Origin of the sequence: Paenibacillus sp. N3.4, assembly GCF_008017805.1 — a bacterium.
GTDB lineage: Bacteria > Bacillota > Bacilli > Paenibacillales > NBRC-103111 > Paenibacillus_E.
On record NZ_VRTT01000018.1, the window covers coordinates 32,308 to 47,917 of the forward strand.

Annotated in this window: 15 protein-coding genes, 1 pseudogene and 1 riboswitch; of the genes and pseudogenes, 2 read left to right on the forward strand and 14 right to left on the reverse strand. The window is 48.4% G+C overall.

Annotated features, from left to right (window positions below; all coding sequences use genetic code 11):
* Window positions 1–189 precede the first annotated feature (189 nt).
* Window positions 190–1,198, reverse strand: a pseudogene (locus FU659_RS11455) (ABC transporter substrate-binding protein).
* Between the two features lie 163 nt (window positions 1,199–1,361).
* A riboswitch (ZMP/ZTP riboswitch) is annotated at window positions 1,362–1,441 on the forward strand.
* A gap of 66 nt (window positions 1,442–1,507) precedes the next feature.
* On the opposite strand from FU659_RS11455, the gene FU659_RS11460 reads away from it, so the two are divergent.
* Entirely contained in the window at window positions 1,508–2,353 is an 846-nt protein-coding gene (locus FU659_RS11460) for a bifunctional 5,10-methylenetetrahydrofolate dehydrogenase/5,10-methenyltetrahydrofolate cyclohydrolase (RefSeq protein ID WP_147947702.1), read from the forward strand.
* Between the two features lie 225 nt (window positions 2,354–2,578).
* On the opposite strand, the gene FU659_RS11465 is transcribed toward FU659_RS11460, so the two are convergent.
* The 11 genes from FU659_RS11465 to FU659_RS11515 all read right to left on the reverse strand — a co-directional run bounded on the left by FU659_RS11465 (window position 2,579) and on the right by FU659_RS11515 (window position 13,714).
* A complete protein-coding gene (locus FU659_RS11465) occupies window positions 2,579–3,100 on the reverse strand; it encodes an NADPH-dependent FMN reductase (protein WP_315971306.1) in 522 nt (173 codons plus the stop codon).
* Window positions 3,101–3,308: 208 nt separating this feature from the next.
* Window positions 3,309–4,061 carry an amino acid ABC transporter ATP-binding protein gene (locus FU659_RS11470; protein ID WP_147947703.1) on the reverse strand — a complete coding sequence of 251 codons (753 nt, stop codon included), beginning with the start codon at window positions 4,059–4,061 and terminating at the stop codon, window positions 3,309–3,311.
* Window positions 4,058–4,843 carry an amino acid ABC transporter permease gene (locus FU659_RS11475; protein ID WP_187274088.1) on the reverse strand — a complete coding sequence of 262 codons (786 nt, stop codon included), beginning with the start codon at window positions 4,841–4,843 and terminating at the stop codon, window positions 4,058–4,060. The genes FU659_RS11470 and FU659_RS11475 overlap by 4 nt, the downstream gene beginning before the upstream one ends.
* Window positions 4,818–5,513, reverse strand: a complete 696-nt coding sequence (locus FU659_RS11480; RefSeq protein ID WP_147947705.1) for an amino acid ABC transporter permease — start codon at window positions 5,511–5,513, stop codon at window positions 4,818–4,820. Before FU659_RS11480 ends, FU659_RS11475 begins: the two co-directional genes overlap by 26 nt.
* Entirely contained in the window at window positions 5,514–6,305 is a 792-nt protein-coding gene (locus tag FU659_RS11485) for a transporter substrate-binding domain-containing protein (RefSeq protein ID WP_147947706.1), read from the reverse strand.
* Between the two features lie 41 nt (window positions 6,306–6,346).
* Window positions 6,347–7,777 (reverse strand): 4-hydroxyphenylacetate 3-hydroxylase family protein, encoded by a 1,431-nt coding sequence (locus FU659_RS11490; RefSeq protein ID WP_147947707.1) that lies wholly within the window; start codon window positions 7,775–7,777, stop codon window positions 6,347–6,349.
* Window positions 7,778–7,796: 19 nt separating this feature from the next.
* Window positions 7,797–9,068, reverse strand: a complete 1,272-nt coding sequence (locus FU659_RS11495) for a 4-hydroxyphenylacetate 3-hydroxylase C-terminal domain-containing protein (protein ID WP_147947708.1) — start codon at window positions 9,066–9,068, stop codon at window positions 7,797–7,799.
* A gap of 34 nt (window positions 9,069–9,102) precedes the next feature.
* Window positions 9,103–10,314, reverse strand: a complete 1,212-nt coding sequence (locus FU659_RS11500; protein ID WP_147947709.1) for an LLM class flavin-dependent oxidoreductase — start codon at window positions 10,312–10,314, stop codon at window positions 9,103–9,105.
* A gap of 275 nt (window positions 10,315–10,589) precedes the next feature.
* Window positions 10,590–11,708, reverse strand: a complete 1,119-nt coding sequence (locus FU659_RS11505) for an acyl-CoA dehydrogenase family protein (protein WP_187274089.1) — start codon at window positions 11,706–11,708, stop codon at window positions 10,590–10,592.
* 51 nt (window positions 11,709–11,759) lie between these two features.
* The gene (locus FU659_RS11510) at window positions 11,760–12,098 is read right to left on the reverse strand and encodes a 4Fe-4S dicluster domain-containing protein (RefSeq protein ID WP_147947711.1); all 339 of its coding nucleotides are present in this window, start codon (window positions 12,096–12,098) and stop codon (window positions 11,760–11,762) included.
* 20 nt (window positions 12,099–12,118) lie between these two features.
* Window positions 12,119–13,714, reverse strand: coding sequence for an FAD-dependent oxidoreductase (locus tag FU659_RS11515; protein ID WP_147947712.1), 1,596 nt, complete (start codon window positions 13,712–13,714; stop codon window positions 12,119–12,121).
* 289 nt (window positions 13,715–14,003) lie between these two features.
* On the opposite strand from FU659_RS11515, the gene FU659_RS11520 reads away from it, so the two are divergent.
* A complete protein-coding gene (locus tag FU659_RS11520) occupies window positions 14,004–14,354 on the forward strand; it encodes a winged helix-turn-helix transcriptional regulator (RefSeq protein ID WP_147947713.1) in 351 nt (116 codons plus the stop codon).
* Between the two features lie 184 nt (window positions 14,355–14,538).
* On the opposite strand, the gene FU659_RS11525 is transcribed toward FU659_RS11520, so the two are convergent.
* Entirely contained in the window at window positions 14,539–15,420 is an 882-nt protein-coding gene (locus FU659_RS11525) for a sugar phosphate isomerase/epimerase family protein (RefSeq protein WP_147947714.1), read from the reverse strand.
* Between the two features lie 62 nt (window positions 15,421–15,482).
* The gene (locus tag FU659_RS37070; protein ID WP_261807766.1) at window positions 15,483–15,605 is read right to left on the reverse strand and encodes a hypothetical protein; all 123 of its coding nucleotides are present in this window, start codon (window positions 15,603–15,605) and stop codon (window positions 15,483–15,485) included.
* Window positions 15,606–15,610 lie beyond the last annotated feature (5 nt).

Here is a 15,610-nt window from a genome sequence, read left to right on the forward strand (position 1 = left end):
TCTTCCTCTCTTGGAAAATGATTGCAATAGCTAGAATCTAGCATATTTACAGGAGAGAAACAACACAATTTTTCCCACAAAAAGGTAGTTTTAGCGACAGCAATCCACCGTATACCGATAAAAGGAGCAGACATTTCGTCCGCTCTTTAGCGCTTAAGTTAAGTTAAGTAAATCAGGTTAGTCACTCCATTACTTTTTCAAAAAATACGTTTCCAAGTCATCCAGTAACAAATTAGCCGCTTTAATGCCACCAGCGGTATTCCAAACCGCATCATTTACTTTATTCACTTTGCCTTGTTTCACCACGTCGAGGTTTTTCCAGAGGGGATCATTCGTCCATTCTTGCTCCGTTTTGCTGGCTTCCCCCTTTTCGTTATCCCAAGTGAAGTAAAATAGCCTGTCGCCATTCATATCTAACGCACGTTCCTTCGTCAAATCATCCGCGAATTTATTATGATTCTGCGAGTCGGGACGTTGGAAGCCCAATTTACTCAGAATTACACCGGAAAATGTATCTTTCATATAGATGCGAACTTCCCCGGCATAAAACGAACAATGGATACTTCGTCTTTAACTGATCGCCAGCTTTAGCTTTGAAATTTGTGATACGCTGCTCAAAATCGCCAATGATTTTGTCACCCTCAGCCTTTTTGTTCAACGCTTCCGCATATAGCTTATAATTGATTTGCCAATCTCCAGACAGTCTCTCGGAAAATACCGTAGGAGCAATCGCTGATAGCTGCTCGTACACTTTTTCCTGACGCACCTTATTTCCAAGTATTAAATCAGGCTTTAGGGCCGCTATCATCTCTAAATTCGGTTGGTTTTCGTCGCCAAGAACCTTCACGCCTTCCATGTCGGCTTTGATATGATCATACCAATCCCCTATCGTGAAAGATTTAACAGCGCCAACAGGCTTAATGCCCAACGATAAAACAGCTTCCGTACCTTCATTCGTTAAGACGACAATTTTTTTCGGTGTACCCTTTATCTTTGTTTCTCCCATGGCATGTTTAACGGTATACGCCTCCGATTGAACAGGCTGACTCTCAACCTTCGTATCCTTGGTAGGTGTTGCGGCCGACTTCGAAATCTCTGTTTGTTGCCCGCAACCTGTTAGAATGAGCGTGATCATTGTAACAAGAACGAGCAGCTTTCCCCCTAATATGCGGCTCATAGCTGAAAAACGGTTATGCATAACTTGGTAGCACCCCTTTAAATTATTATGAGAATGATTATCATTATCTTTATATCCTAAAACCTTTAGGACCCAATGTCAATTCTTATTGTGAGAGTCAGGTCAGAAATTAGAGGGCTTGAAATTCCTATACCAACTAAGTATGATACAAAGATAGCTACAAAAGTTGGTATGTGACTGGCGGAACATGGGGAACCATGAGGGAGCATATCGATGTCAGAGCCGTTCGCCTGGGCAAAGGTAAGGGAGATCAATGATCCCCCTTGCCTTTTCGTGTTTTATAAACCAAACAAAAGGAGTTGGCAGCGCATGAAATCAGATAAAATCATCTTGGACGGTACCCGCGTGGCGAATGAAATTAAAGAAAAGTTAGTGGGACGGGTTACAAGCCTATCCGAAAAGGGGATTACTCCTTGTTTGGCAACCATTCTTGTAGGGGATGACCCATCCTCCGAAACGTATGTGCGGATGAAGGGAAATGCATGCAAACGGCTTGGCATCGACTCCAGACGCATTCACCTGCCACAAGAAACAACCACACAAAATTTAATTACCGTCATTCAACAGCTCAATGATGATCCGACTGTTCATGGCATCCTTCTCCAACATCCTGTTCCCCATCAAATCGATGAAAGGGCAGCGTTTGATACCATCGCCGTTGAAAAAGACGTAGATGGCGTTACAACATTAGGCTTTGCGCAAAACGCCTTTGGATTCGCTAACTATCCCTCGTGTACACCGGCCGCTATTATGGCTATTCTTGATTATTACCAAATCCCGATTGCAGGCAAACATGCCGTTGTCGTAGGCAGAAGCCCTATACTTGGCAAACCCGTTTCTCTTATGCTTTTGAATCGCAATGCGACCGTAACCATATGCCATTCCAAGACAGAGGAGCTTCACCGCATCGTCCGTTTAGGCGATATTGTCGTTGCGGCTGTAGGCAAACCCCAGTTTATAAAGTCAGACTGGATCCAAGCAGGTGCCGTCGTTATTGATGCGGGCTATAACCCCGGGAATGTGGGCGATGTGGATTATGAGGGTTGCCTCCAACAGGCACATGCCATTACGCCCGTTCCAGCCGGTGTTGGGCCTGTCACCATCGCTATGCTGCTTAAGCATACGGTTGATGCTGCTGATAGGGTGCTTGGATAGCCTTACATTTCATAAGTTTAGATAACTGAATTCAAGAGAAGATGAAAAATGATCCGCCGCGGCGGATCATTTTTGTTTGGATAGGACGTTTAATTTACTCAGTACTTTCCAGTCATTATTTAAATGAAAAATAAATTCCACTGGCGGATCTCACTAGAAAGTTCTAAGAGGTTAAACATATTAAGTGTTAAAGCAGTTCTTAGTTCTTAGGAGGGCTCTACCTATTTAACTTTTCGCCAACATTTGTCCGAATAACGTCTCAACCTCTTGCCGCAGGGCAGCATCCGTAATCGTTCCCTCAGTGTTTATCTTCTTATTCACCAAGGGTACGAGAAGTTTCCCCTTTATCTTGGCTGTCATCATCACCAATGTGAGCAGGAGTGACGCGTGTGCATTCGCACCGCCTGTTTGCAGAGGAGAAGCGCTAATAACCGCCGTTGGTTTATCCAGAAATTCTCCCGAGGATACGATCCAATCCAAGGCGTTTTTCAAAACGCCGGGTACTCCGTTTGCATATTCCGGCGTGCAAATGATAACGCCATCAGCGGCCTGCAGCTCCCGACGCCAATCTTGCACCGCTGCAGGCGGCTCCTCTCCGTCTAGATCCGGATTAAAATGCGGCAGCTCCCCGATACCTTCATAGATCGTCACTTCTGTACCCGGAGGTGCTAGCTTAGAGACCGCTCGAAGGAGGGTTGTATTCGATGAATTCACGCGGAGGCTTCCAGAAATCGCTAAAATGTTCAAGGTGCAGGCTTCCTTTCCTGTTTGAAATGGTAACGAACTTTCATTCAGCATAAACAATGACATTAGTGTGAGAGTCAATTCTTATTTTTCTCATGTTGCAGCCATCATAGCGAAAACACTCAGCGGCTGCAGACGACAAAAAGAGCCGCAGTCGACATTCACCTGCAGCTCCCGGGTCAAGTATCACGATTCATGACTATTCACACACTTAAATAGAATAACTCCAATCCGGTACCCTACCCGTTAGAAACCGTTTGGTGCGCTCTTCCTTCGGGTTATGGAACAATTCGCTGGGCGCCCCTTCCTCAACCACAACGCCTTCGTCCATCAGAATTACCTTATTTGCAACGTTATAGGCAAAGGACATTTCATGCGTGACAACGATCATGGTAATCCCTTCTTGGGCCACCTTCTTCATTACCGCCAACACTTCGCCCACCAGCTCGGGATCAAGTGCCGAAGTCGGCTCATCGAATAATATTACTTCCGGGTTTAAGGCAAGTGCCCGCGCTATGCCGACGCGCTGCCGTTGCCCACCGGACAATTGGCTCGGATAAGCGTCCAATTTATCCTCCAGACCCACTTTTATCAGGAGTTGCTTACCAATTTCCATGGCGTCCTGCTTCCTCATCGAACGAACGATGACCAAGCCCTCCATCACATTCTCCAGCGCCGTTTTGTTATGGAATAGGTTATAGGATTGAAACACCATAGCCGTTTTCTTACGAATCGCCAAAATGTCCTTCTTGCTCGTCTTCTTACAGCTCACACAGGTATCGCCAATGATGATTTCACCGCCGTCGGCACGTTCAAGGAAATTGATGCAGCGCAGCAGCGTCGTTTTCCCCGAGCCGCTAGGCCCTAGCACAGCAACCACATCGCCTTTATTCACGCTTAAATCGATGCCTTTCAATACCTCCAGCTTGCCGAACGATTTGCGAATTCCCTTCAACTGGATCATAGCGTCGTCCTTTCCGCTTGGAGATTAAACCGTTTTTCAAGCCATTGAAGCGTTTTGTCAATGAGGTAGCACAACAGCCAATACAAAATAGCCGCTGCCACATAAGCTTCTAAATATTTATAATTCGAGCTGGCGTACAATAACGCCCCGTTTAATAAATCGACGACCGATATCGTGAAGGCAAGCGAGGCGCTTTTGACAGTAGCTGTCAGATTGTTGCATAGATTCGGAAGTGCCTTAGGAATCGCCTGCGGAAAAACGAAGCGCATTAGCCCCTGGGTCGTGGTCATCCCTATGGAATAGGCTGCTTCCATCTGCCCTTTGTCAACCGCTAGCAGCGCACTGCGCATCGTTTCGGCCAAATAAACCGTTCCATTCACCGATAAAGCAATAATCGCTATGAAGAGCGGAGAAAAGTCCTTGGATGCTACCTTCCAATCAAAGGATTTGGCCAGCACATCAATCCCGCCATAAATCGCGTAGTAGAAGATGAATAATAGTAGTACCACCGGAATACCCCGAATAATAACAATAAAAAGGCTGCAGAACCTGGCGAAAAACGGAACTTTGAACATCCTGGCTAAAGCAAACAGCGTACCGAATAGAAACGAAACAAGAAACGGCACAAAGGAGAGCAGCAAGGTAGCCGGCAAATAACGAAGCGACATTTTCATAGTCTGCACAATAAAACCGATATCAATCGATGGATTCATGGAGTTCACCTGCGAATATAGATTGCCTGAAACTGCGTATTCCTTACGTTGTTCGATATTTTCGGCCAAGCCGATCTTCTATGCTTGAGAACAATTTTTCGAACACCAGGCTCAGTATGATGAATATGATCGCAGCACCGACATAAGCTTCCAAGGTGTGAAAGCTCCTGCCTCCAATTGCTTTCGCCTGACCGACCACATCCATAACTCCGATCGCATAGGCGATTGACGTATCCCGCATGAGAGCAGATATGTTGATCCCGATAATTGGAAAGGCAATAACAAACGCCTGTGGAAGGATAATCCGCCGGTAGGCCTGCAATCTGCTCATACCGACCGAGTACGCTGCCTCCATCTGACCGGGATCAATACTGAGCACGGCTGTACGGATCGCCTCCGAGAAAAAGGCTGATGAGTTGATCGTATACGCCACAATGACAAAAACTAGCTTATCCCAGGTATTGATATTGATGCCGAACCACGCATTGAGCAGGAGAGGCAGCCCATAATAGATGATGAACATCTGGATGACGATTGGCGTATTTCTTGCGTAGCTCGTCAGCATGATGGACAACTGCTTCAACACAGGAATGTCGAACAACCGAAATGTTGCAATTAACAGGCTCAGTACCATGCCGGCAAGAGTTACCGACACGAGAATAATCAACGTAACATCGAGACATGCGAGGAGCTTCGGCAAGTACGCGACGATGAGCTTGGGATCAAAGAAATTATCCATTTACTTTGGGCTGTAATCATTTTTCAGCCATTTGATAGACAATTCTTTAAGCTTGCCATTTTCCCTCAATGTTTTGAGGGCGCCGTCCAGATCTTTCTTGAGCTGATCCTGTCCCTTGGCAAGCGGATAGTACGATTTACGGTTTTGGATCGCATCTCCAACTGCTTTCAGCTTTACGCCATAAGCATCTCCATAAGTGATTACGGCCGTGTCCCCGCGAACGAAAGCATCTGCTCGTTTATCGACAAGGCTTTTCACAACGGTGGAAGGATCGGAGATATATTCAAGCTTAATCGGCTTGTCTTTATGGTCATTATTGTACTGCTCGAGGAACTTGGCATCGCCGCTTCCCGATGCTACAAGCACTGTCTTTCCTTGCGCATCAGCGAAATTTTTGATGGTATTGTTATCTTCCAGCACAATTAATTTGGTCATGAGGATGGAATACGCCTCATCTGTAAACAAGTATTTCTTCTCTGTCTCCGCATTGCGCTCCGCTTGAAGGGCGATTGTATTAATTTTGCCGCTGTCCAAGCTAACGTATAGATTTTCAAACTGCATCGGTTCAAATTTGACCTCATATTGCGGCAGCAGCTTGCCGATTTCCTTGAACACCTCGACTTCAAAGCCCGTTGGCTTGCCATCTTTATCCAAGAATCCGTAAGGATTCCAAGCATCCACCGTTCCAACGACAAGGGCTTTCTTTTTTCCTGAATCCCCGGCACTCGTTGCGGAGCACCCTGTCAGGAAAATAAGGACTACTATAAATGCACTAATAATGATCTTTTTCATTTGCACGTCTCCTTAAACATTCGTATGGTATTTACGCTATTTTAGATATGTTGATATCTAGCCTTGGCTTTCTCAATCATAGGCTGCTTGGCATATTCGAGATATTGCCCGGCATAGGTTCGCGCCGGATCTCCCGCATAAAACCGTTCATAGAGCTCATGACGCGCTCCGAGCGGACTTCCAACCAGCTCCCACGTAAGCTTCAGCAAGTTAATCCTTTCTTCAGCACTGCGGTCTGCCCCTCTATAATAGAGTTGCATCGCGTCGCCTAACGGTCCTCTGAGGTCAGCAATCGTGGAAGGTGCTTGAAGAACACCGGCCCCTGTCAACAGCTGCAGAATTTCCAAGGCACGCGGATAGTAGCGATTGCCTAAATTCTTGGCTGTATTTAGCGGCTGCATATCCGGCGCCCACACCCCGTTCGGAAAAAGGACGGATCGCTGCTCAGCTGCCAACAGCAATGCCTTGATGGATTCGAGTTGGAAGAAAAGCTCGGCAAGCTTTTCACGGACGTGAGTGAACTTCTTAATGCCGATGGAATCAGCAAGCTCATTGCCTACTGCAGCTACGAACTCCAATTTGCTGACAAGCCGTACAATATTCTCATGTAGACCGAATGCGCCAAGAAACGGGTTCGAGCGAAGCTTCCAGAGCGCCTCCGGATCTTCTTTGATAAGCACCCGCTCCCAAGGGATAAGCGCATCGTCAAACACGATAATCGCATCCATCTCATCATACTGAGCGCTAAGCGGATGGTTTTCCTCGTTCGTTGAAGCGAATGACTCTCGACAGATAAGGTGAACGCCCGGGTTGTTAACAGGGATGACGAACATTAGCGCATAGTGCTGTTCATCCCGCGTTTTTTTACCGACAGGAGCAACGATAATTTCATCCATGTAAGGGCCGCCTGTGGCAATCATTTTAGCTCCCCTGACAATAATGCCTTCTTCCGTCTCCCGAACGATCCGAACTGCTGTGTACAAATCTCCAAGTTCATTGGAAAGCTTGCTCCGATCAATTTGCGGATCATGTCCTGCCGACGTAATAAGCAGATCGCGATCGCGCAGGTCTTTATAGTAACGGCTTATTTTCTCAGCAAACCCCGGCGCATCCTGGCGGAGCGTATCCCTGACCGCGTAAAACCCCGTAATCTGGGACCGATAAGCGCCTGAAACGCGGCTCATGACGCCGAATGTCGCCTCCGACCAAATTTTAAAAGCAAGGCTGCGGCGATCGATATCATCCCGGTTCTCAGGAATAAGAAAGGCTCGATTAGCCCTTACACCCGTTTCCGTCTGGAACGTCAGGTTCGGTCCAATGTCCGGATGCTCCTGCAAATCCATCAAGCTGGCAACGCTTGCGACCGTGCCCCGGAAGTCCGGATGATTCGGCAAATCCTTGATGAGCTCTCCGTTCAGCCACACCCTTCTTCCATCATTCAAACGCTGTACATACTGTTTGCCCGCCGTCATGTCTTTCACTTCCTTGTCCTTACCATTTTTCAGCGCTATCCTTCGTGCGCCTTGTTTTCCAGAACAATTGGTATCTGCTTCTCAGAGCTTCGAGTCCATATTCCTCATAAAAACTCAGCGTTTGCCGAATCGGATCGCCGAACGCATACAGCTCATGCTGGAACTGGCGATATGCCCGTTCGCTTCCCACCGCATCAAGCGCCCAGCCCAGCTTCGCTCCCGAACCCGCATCGATATGTGGATTACCTGCGATCAAGCTGCCGCCAATCCGGCGCGCTTGCTCAAAGACACGATCAAGAACGCCCACTGCCGCTTGTTTGGCCGCTTGCAGCGGAACAAGCGCCGGTAAGAAATAACCCGCATCGCTCGGCTCGCCGCCAATTTCTGCCGCTAGCAAAAGTGCTTGTACCGTCTCAAACTCCTGAATGATTTCCCCAAGTGTCACCTGTACGTGATGCTCGCCATTGTGCCCGCCTTCTTCCGCTAAAGCAAAAGTCGTACCGATCAGCGATTCCAACAGTACCGTTTGCCTAGCCGTCCACTGGAAATCCGCGATCGCGCTCACCTTCGATTGACGAAGTCTTTCGTTCACATGTACCGAATTTCGCTCCACAAGGACGCGTGACCATGGAATTAAAACGGAATCGTATTCAACCGCTACTCCGACATCCAGATGGCTCGAGACTCGGAACCGGACGTTCTTATCGTTGACTGGAAGCAGCACAACTGTAGAAGGTGCCGTCTCCCCTGCTTCCTGGATCCACACCAGCAGCTCATCGACAAACAACGCGTCTGCAAGAAAGGTTTGCTTGCCACGCAACACGAGGCCCTCCTTCACCGACTCTATGTAAGGAGCAACTTCTTGCGTGGCATCGAAAGGCTTTAGCCTATAGAAAGAAGTCGTCACAAGCTTACGAGTCCGCTTGCTTTCTTCATACCACTTGGAAAAAGAGTCATTTGGCGATTGATCTGTAAAAAGTAAACGATCATGCTGAACGTACCAGGATGCCAATAAGGCATGCGCATAGTCCGTCAGGCCGCCCGCAAAAACGGAACGCCCACCCGCGATTCCGTATAAGCCAGCTCGCTTCCTGCCTAAATGCTCCGAAGACGTCGGCAGCTCATAGGCTTGTCTAATGGCGTTTGCCGGATCATCTGCATCATGCAGCAGATCCGCAAGCTTCTCTCGCTCATGCAGATAGGCTCCATGTTCATTCAACGTGAGCGCCGATCCATCCGAGCGAATCACGCTTCTGGGGATCCAACGCGCTTTCACTTTCGTGCTATCCATTAAGAAGCACTCCTTCTATTCTTGATCTTCCGGCTTAGGCAAAGACAGGGCTTTGCGCCGAAGCGGCAGGCTTCGCCAGCACAGGAGCGGCAATATCGAGCTCAAGCAGCGGCAGCAGCAGCTCTGACACATAATTGGCCTCGTCGATCAGCGGCCAACCGGAAAGGATGAACACGTCGATGCCCAGTGTTTCCTTCAGCTCCCGCAGACGTTCCGCCACCTGAATGGGACTGCCAACGATATACGAGCCCCATCCGTTGTCAAACACATCAAGCGGCGACCATGGGGTCGTTCCAGCGTACAAGTTCGGATGGAACTCCAAATCCGACAGTTCAGGCAAATGACCGGCGCGCAGCGCATCAATTCGTGCCTGCACCTGCGGATTGTCGTTCGTCAGCGATGCCAATCCGCCCTCGATGCCGTTTACATTCACCAGATTCGCGTTCAGTCGATCGGCAATCGTATCGGCTCCCGTTTTCTGCTGAAGCCAGAGAAAATGTTCCAGTGCCTCCTCCTCGGTTTCTCGAACGATGACACTTGCCAGTGTACCAATGCGCAGCGTCCGCTCTTGGGACGCTGCGGCCTCTTTGGCTGCCTCAATCTGCTTGCTAAGCTTCTCGGGACGCTGAAGGAACGTCAAATACGTATCTACGACCTCGGCGGCATGCTGTATGCCAGCTGGTGACGCCCCCGCCCCCCATAATGGAATATGTGGCGACTGTATCGGGCCAAGTGGTAGGAAGGTAGGGCTGCTTTCGCGCCCGCCTTTGCCCACAAGGTCGAAGTGTTTACCTTGATAAACCACAGTCTCCCCTGCATACAGCCTTTTGAATAGCTTCCAATATTCAGCACTCATTTCGTACCGATCGTCATGCTGTAGATGAACGCCGTATTGAGCCAGAACCGAATCGCTTCCGTTCACGAGATTCAGGATGAGTCGGCCGCCCGAGTAATCATCAAACGTCAGCGCTTGCTGTGCCAGCAAAGTCGGTGCCGTGACACCGGGATACACGGGTATGAGGAATCGCATCCGCTCCGTGAGAGGGAATAAAGACGCAGCGAGAGTAAACACGTCATGCGCATAAGTACCCAGCAATGCACCAGAAAACTTGGCGCGATCAATGGTACTTGCCAAGCGGCGCAAACGGTGATGATCAACCGGGTAACGCCCTTCCTCCTTCCAAGGAAACCGTCCGTCGACAGGACTGATATACCAAAAAATTTCCATAAGCTTACCTCCATACATCCTACATTTGTTTCTAGCGTCAAATGGATTTTCCTATAATCATCGAAATCTGAAGTTTCTGCGTTCTCGAGGAGAAACAAAAAAGGCAAAGTCAAGCGCATTGCGCTTGCTTTTGCCTCCATTCGTCAGGTCAGCATTCTTATTTAGTTACCTGGTAATCTTTGTGCACCTTCTCATCATATTAGCAACCTCAAGAGATTGTGTCAATACCCTAGTTTATCGATGTGTTTAATTGTTATTCACTCGTGCGAGTTTGCTTCTCCTTGTACCAGACCCTAGAACCGAAAGGGCTCGCTGACAATCTCTCGTCCTACCATTTCACGTGCCAAGTAATTGACAGGTCCCATCAGCGACACACCCCGGGCATCACGGTACAGCCTCTCGATTTTATGACCACGCATATATCCGGTTCCTCCGACGATTTGCTGTACTTCGCGGCACACCTTCTCGCTTACTTCCGACGCCAGAATCTTGGATTGGCTTGCGCTCAGCTTCAGATTATCGGAGCTGCGCTCAGCTACTTTATCTACGAGTGCGCGTGCAGCATCAATCCACATGTGGAGCTCAGATAGCCTTACTTGCAGAGATTGACTCGCAGCTAACCCCTTCCGCTCGACATAATCCAGCGCAATCCGGAAAGCCGCTTCGCTGATCCCTACGGAAATTGCACCCAAAGTAAGCCCACTTTCCCGCAAAGCGATTTTCAATTCTACACTCCCGCCCACTTCTCCTAGAATATGATCCGAGGTGAGAACACTGCGATGAAACTCAATAAATCTAGTGGAGGAACCCCTCATGCCCGACAGCCCGCTTTGGGTATCAACAGCTACAACCTGCTCTTTCTCAATTAAGAAAAAGGTCTGTCCGTGCTGAGCCGCTTCCGTCCCCGCATCGGAAGAAACCGTCTGCACCAGTACTAGGTACAAATCCGCAAGTCCCGCTCCCGTCGTAAATGTTTTGACGCCATTAATGACCCAATTTCCTTCATCATTCTTTGTGCCTACTGTTTGTTTGCCCGCTCCCGAACCCGTCTCGGACCAGGCCGACGCGGCAATCCATTCTCCGCTGGAGAGCTTTGGCAAATACGTTCGTTTTTGCTTTTCGCTGCCCTTGTTTAATAAGCTGGTCACCACTAATAAGTGTTGGTGCACCACGATCGCAATGGATGGATCGACGGTCGCCAACTGTTCAATCAGCTTGCTTGCAAACCATATCGTCTCGCCCTTCCCGCCGTACTCTGTGGGGATAATGCTGCCAAGCAATCCTGAGCTGCGCAGCGCACGGAGCGATTCCGGCTGCGTTTGGCCTGTTTCATCCGCCAGATACGCATGCTTCTCCAAAGTGCTCAGCAATGATGAAAGTGAAGCTTCATGGATAAAATTCTGTGTTTGCAATATGATCAAGCTCCTTTAATATCGATATGAAATCATTAGTTTTAGTTCACTTTAATGATCCTCATGCGCCTTGCGGAAAATATAATAAGAGGCATCCTCGGACACCGTTAACGTTCTGCCTTTTCCCCAACCCAACTGCTCCCGATAACTGCCAAGCCATCCTTGCTCGGCAACCGCAGTTTCCTCAATATCAACATTCTCATCGGCTAATGGCGTAACAAACAGTGCGTCCACCGGACAATACAGCTCGCACATAAAGCAGCTTTGGCAATCTGATTTCCGGGCAATGACAGGTATTCCGTCCTCGGTCGCGTCAAAGACGTTGGTCGGACACACGGAGACACACTGGTTACAGCTAATGCATCGGTCCTTGCTTAGCAGCTCAATCATCGAATTATCTTCTCCTTCATCTAAATTTGCGCAAGCTCCCCTGTCAACGCTCGGGTCCAAACATGATTGAGACCTCCGCTGAGCAGCCGGTAATGCTGGTTCGGATCGGTCTGAGGGAAGTCTTCGCGGCGATGCATCCCCCGCGTTTCCGTTCTTTCGATCGCGCTGGCGTACATCCATCTGGCTGTCGCTGTCATGGCAGCCGCTTCCCTGATTTTATAGCTGCTCCCATTGCCATCACGAAGGCCTAGCTTTTGTTCACGCCACAACTCGTCAAGACGATTCATGGAATCTCGAAGTTTGGTTTCCGAGCGAAACCAGTTACGATCCAGCGGAAACACTTCATTCTGCACCAAGCGAACAACTTCATCCGTCCGCAATGCGCCGCTGCGCTCAGAGACGTAAGCCTGTACCCCCGATGTCTCGGAGAGCCCCCGCGGACGCCGACTCAGTCGCTTCTCGCCAAGCTTTAACGCATAACGCGCTGCACCTTCGCCCGACCAGTAGCCGGAAGACATCGCCCAAGCGGCGTTATGACTTCCACCTCCTGTGAAGCCTCCACAAATCAGCTCGCGGGTGGCAGCATCGCCGGACGCGTATAGACCTGGTACATGCGTCGAGCAATGCTCGTCCACGATGTGAATGCCGCCTGTTCCACGCACGGTTCCTTCATATCGGAGTGTAATCGGGAATTTGCGCGTGAAGGGATCGATCCTCAAACGATCGAACGACAGGAAAAAATTCGGCTGCGCTTTTCTCATAGCCCGCTGCAGCTCAGCGTCGGCTTTATCCAGCCTGGCGAATACCTTTTGTTTGGCTATCAAGGTTTTGGCTATCACGGATCGGCCACGTTTCGAGCCTGCACCCTCAATCACGGTCCCATCCTCGTAATAAAATGTCGCCCAATGGTAAAAAGCTGACTTTGTGACCGGGGAAAATGCAGGCGCAATGGAATACGACGTGGAAAATTCCATCCCCGACAACTCTGCTCCAGCCTCCGCTGCCAATAAATAGCCGTCTCCAGTGAGCACATTGGTGCCAAGCGCTTTGCTCAGAAACGCGCAGCCGCCAGTTGCGATAACAACTGCACCTGCATCAACACGCCATTTGTTGTTGTTCTGACTATGTAAACCTGCAGCCCCAGCGACGCCATGTTCATCAGCCAGCAGTTCTAAGGCAGGGCTGTGATCAAGAATGCGAACTCCGGCTTTGCGCACCTGCGTTCTCATCAACTTCATATAATCCGGCCCCTGAAGACTTTGCCGCTGTATCGTCCCTGTTTCGTCGATTGGAAACCGGTACCCGAGCTCCCCAATTTGATTCATGTTGTGATAAGTGAAATCGAGCACCCTTTGCATCCAATCGGACTTCGCCAGATAACCGCCAAGTGCCGCTCGACTTGCCATCGCTTCTTCACGCGCCTTCGCATCGGGCTCTACGTACCATACGCCCGTTCCGGAAGGCGCCGTCGCGCCGCTTGTCCCACAGTAACCCTTATCGACCAATACCACGTTCGCACCTTCCTTGGCGGCGGCAATGGCTGCCCACGTTCCCGCTGGCCCACCTCCAATAACCAAGACATCTGCACGAATATGGACATCCTGCTGATCTTTCATCCTATTACCTCCTCTTGATTTTCGCTCTTCATGCTCGCGGAAAACAAAAAAAGCGAAAACGATGCGCAAGAATGCGCACGGTTTCGCTTCCAGTGGTCTGGTCATCGATACTCGTTTAATTACCTGATTATTATTAGTTACCTATATTGTACAAATGCTATGTTATGGTTTATCATAATAAATGTCAAGTAAATTTATTTGTTTAATATACTTTAACCTCGTGATCCTTTACATAATAAACGTATTTGGCTTATTAAGCATTATGCTCAACAAACGGAGGTGACACAAAATGAGTTCAACCTTATGCTCCAAGGTCGAGAAAGGTCTCCAGATCTTAAACCGGCGTTGGACTTGCTTGATCATTTACCAACTGCATTTCGGACCTCAGCGTTTTAGTGAAATTCAAACCGTTATCGGGATCAGCAAGAGACTTTTGTCTGAGCGCTTGAAAGATCTAGAAGAAGAGAAAATCGTCAAGCGGGAAATCATCATGAAGTCCCCCATTAAAATCGTCTACTCCCTGACGGATAAAGGTTTGGCGCTTACTCCCGTTGTAAAAGAGATTGAGCGTTGGTCCCAAACCTGGGTCGAAGACGAAGACGACGAGGACATGGAAGACTTGAATACACTGCAAGCCTAATTAAACAAGAGCCGCAAGCGCTAATTCGCCTGCGGCTCTTTACATCTTTACCCGCTATCGCAGATTCATGCCGGATTTCTAAACATTTTTGCTTATTACTGGTATACAAACGAACCCCTCCCTTCCTTATACTTGAAGCAACGTACAAGCTACGATGATCAAGAAAATCAAAGATGTAAATCAACTACACTAGGCTTATCTCATTCCAGAAGCGTTTTACGTTATTCATACCAATCTTGGAAGCTAGTTTACATTCTTCCATTCCTTCGAATTCAACCGTGAGATAACCATCATATCCTGATTGTTTAATGAGTTTGATGATTTCCCGAATCTCAATATCCCCATGTCCGACAATCGCACCTCTCAAGAAATTTCCGTTGGATGTCCTAAACCACTCTCCTTCTCCAGGATCATTATAGTAGGGACGGAAGTAAAAATCTTTGATATGTATGAGTGATGCGTACGGCAAGTTTTTCTTCACACCGATAATTGAAGGTTCATCCACACACATGAAATTACCTATATCCAGCGTTGTTTTAAAATTAGGACGATTGACAGCTTTCAGCACCCTTTGTACTCGGTCACTAGCTTGAACACTTACACCGTGATTTTCTATGGTAGTCGTAATTCCAAACTGTAGAGCATAATCGGCTATCCTGCGACTTCCTTCAACAATTTGTGGCAAGCTGTTCTCGAAGTACGCAATGTCCATTTTCTCTGGAGGCAGCGTAAATGCAGTTACGTCATGACGCATATGTTTGATTTCCATGCGATGAAGCAGATCGACATGCTGCTTCACCCGCTCGACTTCAGCTTCAAAAGCTTCCTCCTTATCCTGAACAAAGTTGGCAGGCATGGAGTAGCTAGACAGTTCGATACCTACTAATTTTGCTTTTTCACGAACCGCGTCTGCCAGTTCCGAGTTATCTACCAGTGTAAAGCCGTACGGTACGATTTCCATATGTTCGCCACCGTTGTCTTTAATCCATTGAATGACATCAAGGACAGACATTTCCCCTGATTGGATTGCATTTAATAAGCTGTAGGTACTCAAACCAATCTTCATCGCTTCACCTCTTTTAAATCTCCATCTATTCCACAGTTCTGCTGTAAAGTGTCTATGTTTATCTAGCAGCTAGCATTTGCTTGATTGCCGCTTCCGTCCCCGGCTTCTGATACTCCACAAATATGTCCCTCATGTACATTTTCCAATAAACCACCGCGGTATTCTTCGACCAAAACTTCGTTCATTTCAC

What these genes read in the sequence shown, in the direction of transcription:
- FU659_RS11460 (WP_147947702.1), top strand. Translation starts at nt 1,508, where the DNA reads ATGAAATCAGATAAAATCATCTTGGACGGTACCCGCGTGGCGAATGAA.
- FU659_RS11470 (WP_147947703.1), bottom strand. Translation starts at nt 4,061, where the DNA reads ATGATCCAGTTGAAGGGAATTCGCAAATCGTTCGGCAAGCTGGAGGTA.
- FU659_RS11480 (WP_147947705.1), bottom strand. Translation starts at nt 5,513, where the DNA reads ATGGATAATTTCTTTGATCCCAAGCTCATCGTCGCGTACTTGCCGAAG.
- FU659_RS11485 (WP_147947706.1), bottom strand. Translation starts at nt 6,305, where the DNA reads ATGAAAAAGATCATTATTAGTGCATTTATAGTAGTCCTTATTTTCCTG.
- FU659_RS11490 (WP_147947707.1), bottom strand. Translation starts at nt 7,777, where the DNA reads ATGACGGCGGGCAAACAGTATGTACAGCGTTTGAATGATGGAAGAAGG.
- FU659_RS11495 (WP_147947708.1), bottom strand. Translation starts at nt 9,068, where the DNA reads ATGGATAGCACGAAAGTGAAAGCGCGTTGGATCCCCAGAAGCGTGATT.
- FU659_RS11500 (WP_147947709.1), bottom strand. Translation starts at nt 10,314, where the DNA reads ATGTATGGAGGTAAGCTTATGGAAATTTTTTGGTATATCAGTCCTGTC.
- FU659_RS11510 (WP_147947711.1), bottom strand. Translation starts at nt 12,098, where the DNA reads ATGATTGAGCTGCTAAGCAAGGACCGATGCATTAGCTGTAACCAGTGT.
- FU659_RS11515 (WP_147947712.1), bottom strand. Translation starts at nt 13,714, where the DNA reads ATGAAAGATCAGCAGGATGTCCATATTCGTGCAGATGTCTTGGTTATT.
- FU659_RS11520 (WP_147947713.1), top strand. Translation starts at nt 14,004, where the DNA reads ATGAGTTCAACCTTATGCTCCAAGGTCGAGAAAGGTCTCCAGATCTTA.
- FU659_RS11525 (WP_147947714.1), bottom strand. Translation starts at nt 15,420, where the DNA reads ATGAAGATTGGTTTGAGTACCTACAGCTTATTAAATGCAATCCAATCA.
- FU659_RS37070 (WP_261807766.1), bottom strand. Translation starts at nt 15,605, where the DNA reads ATGAACGAAGTTTTGGTCGAAGAATACCGCGGTGGTTTATTGGAAAAT.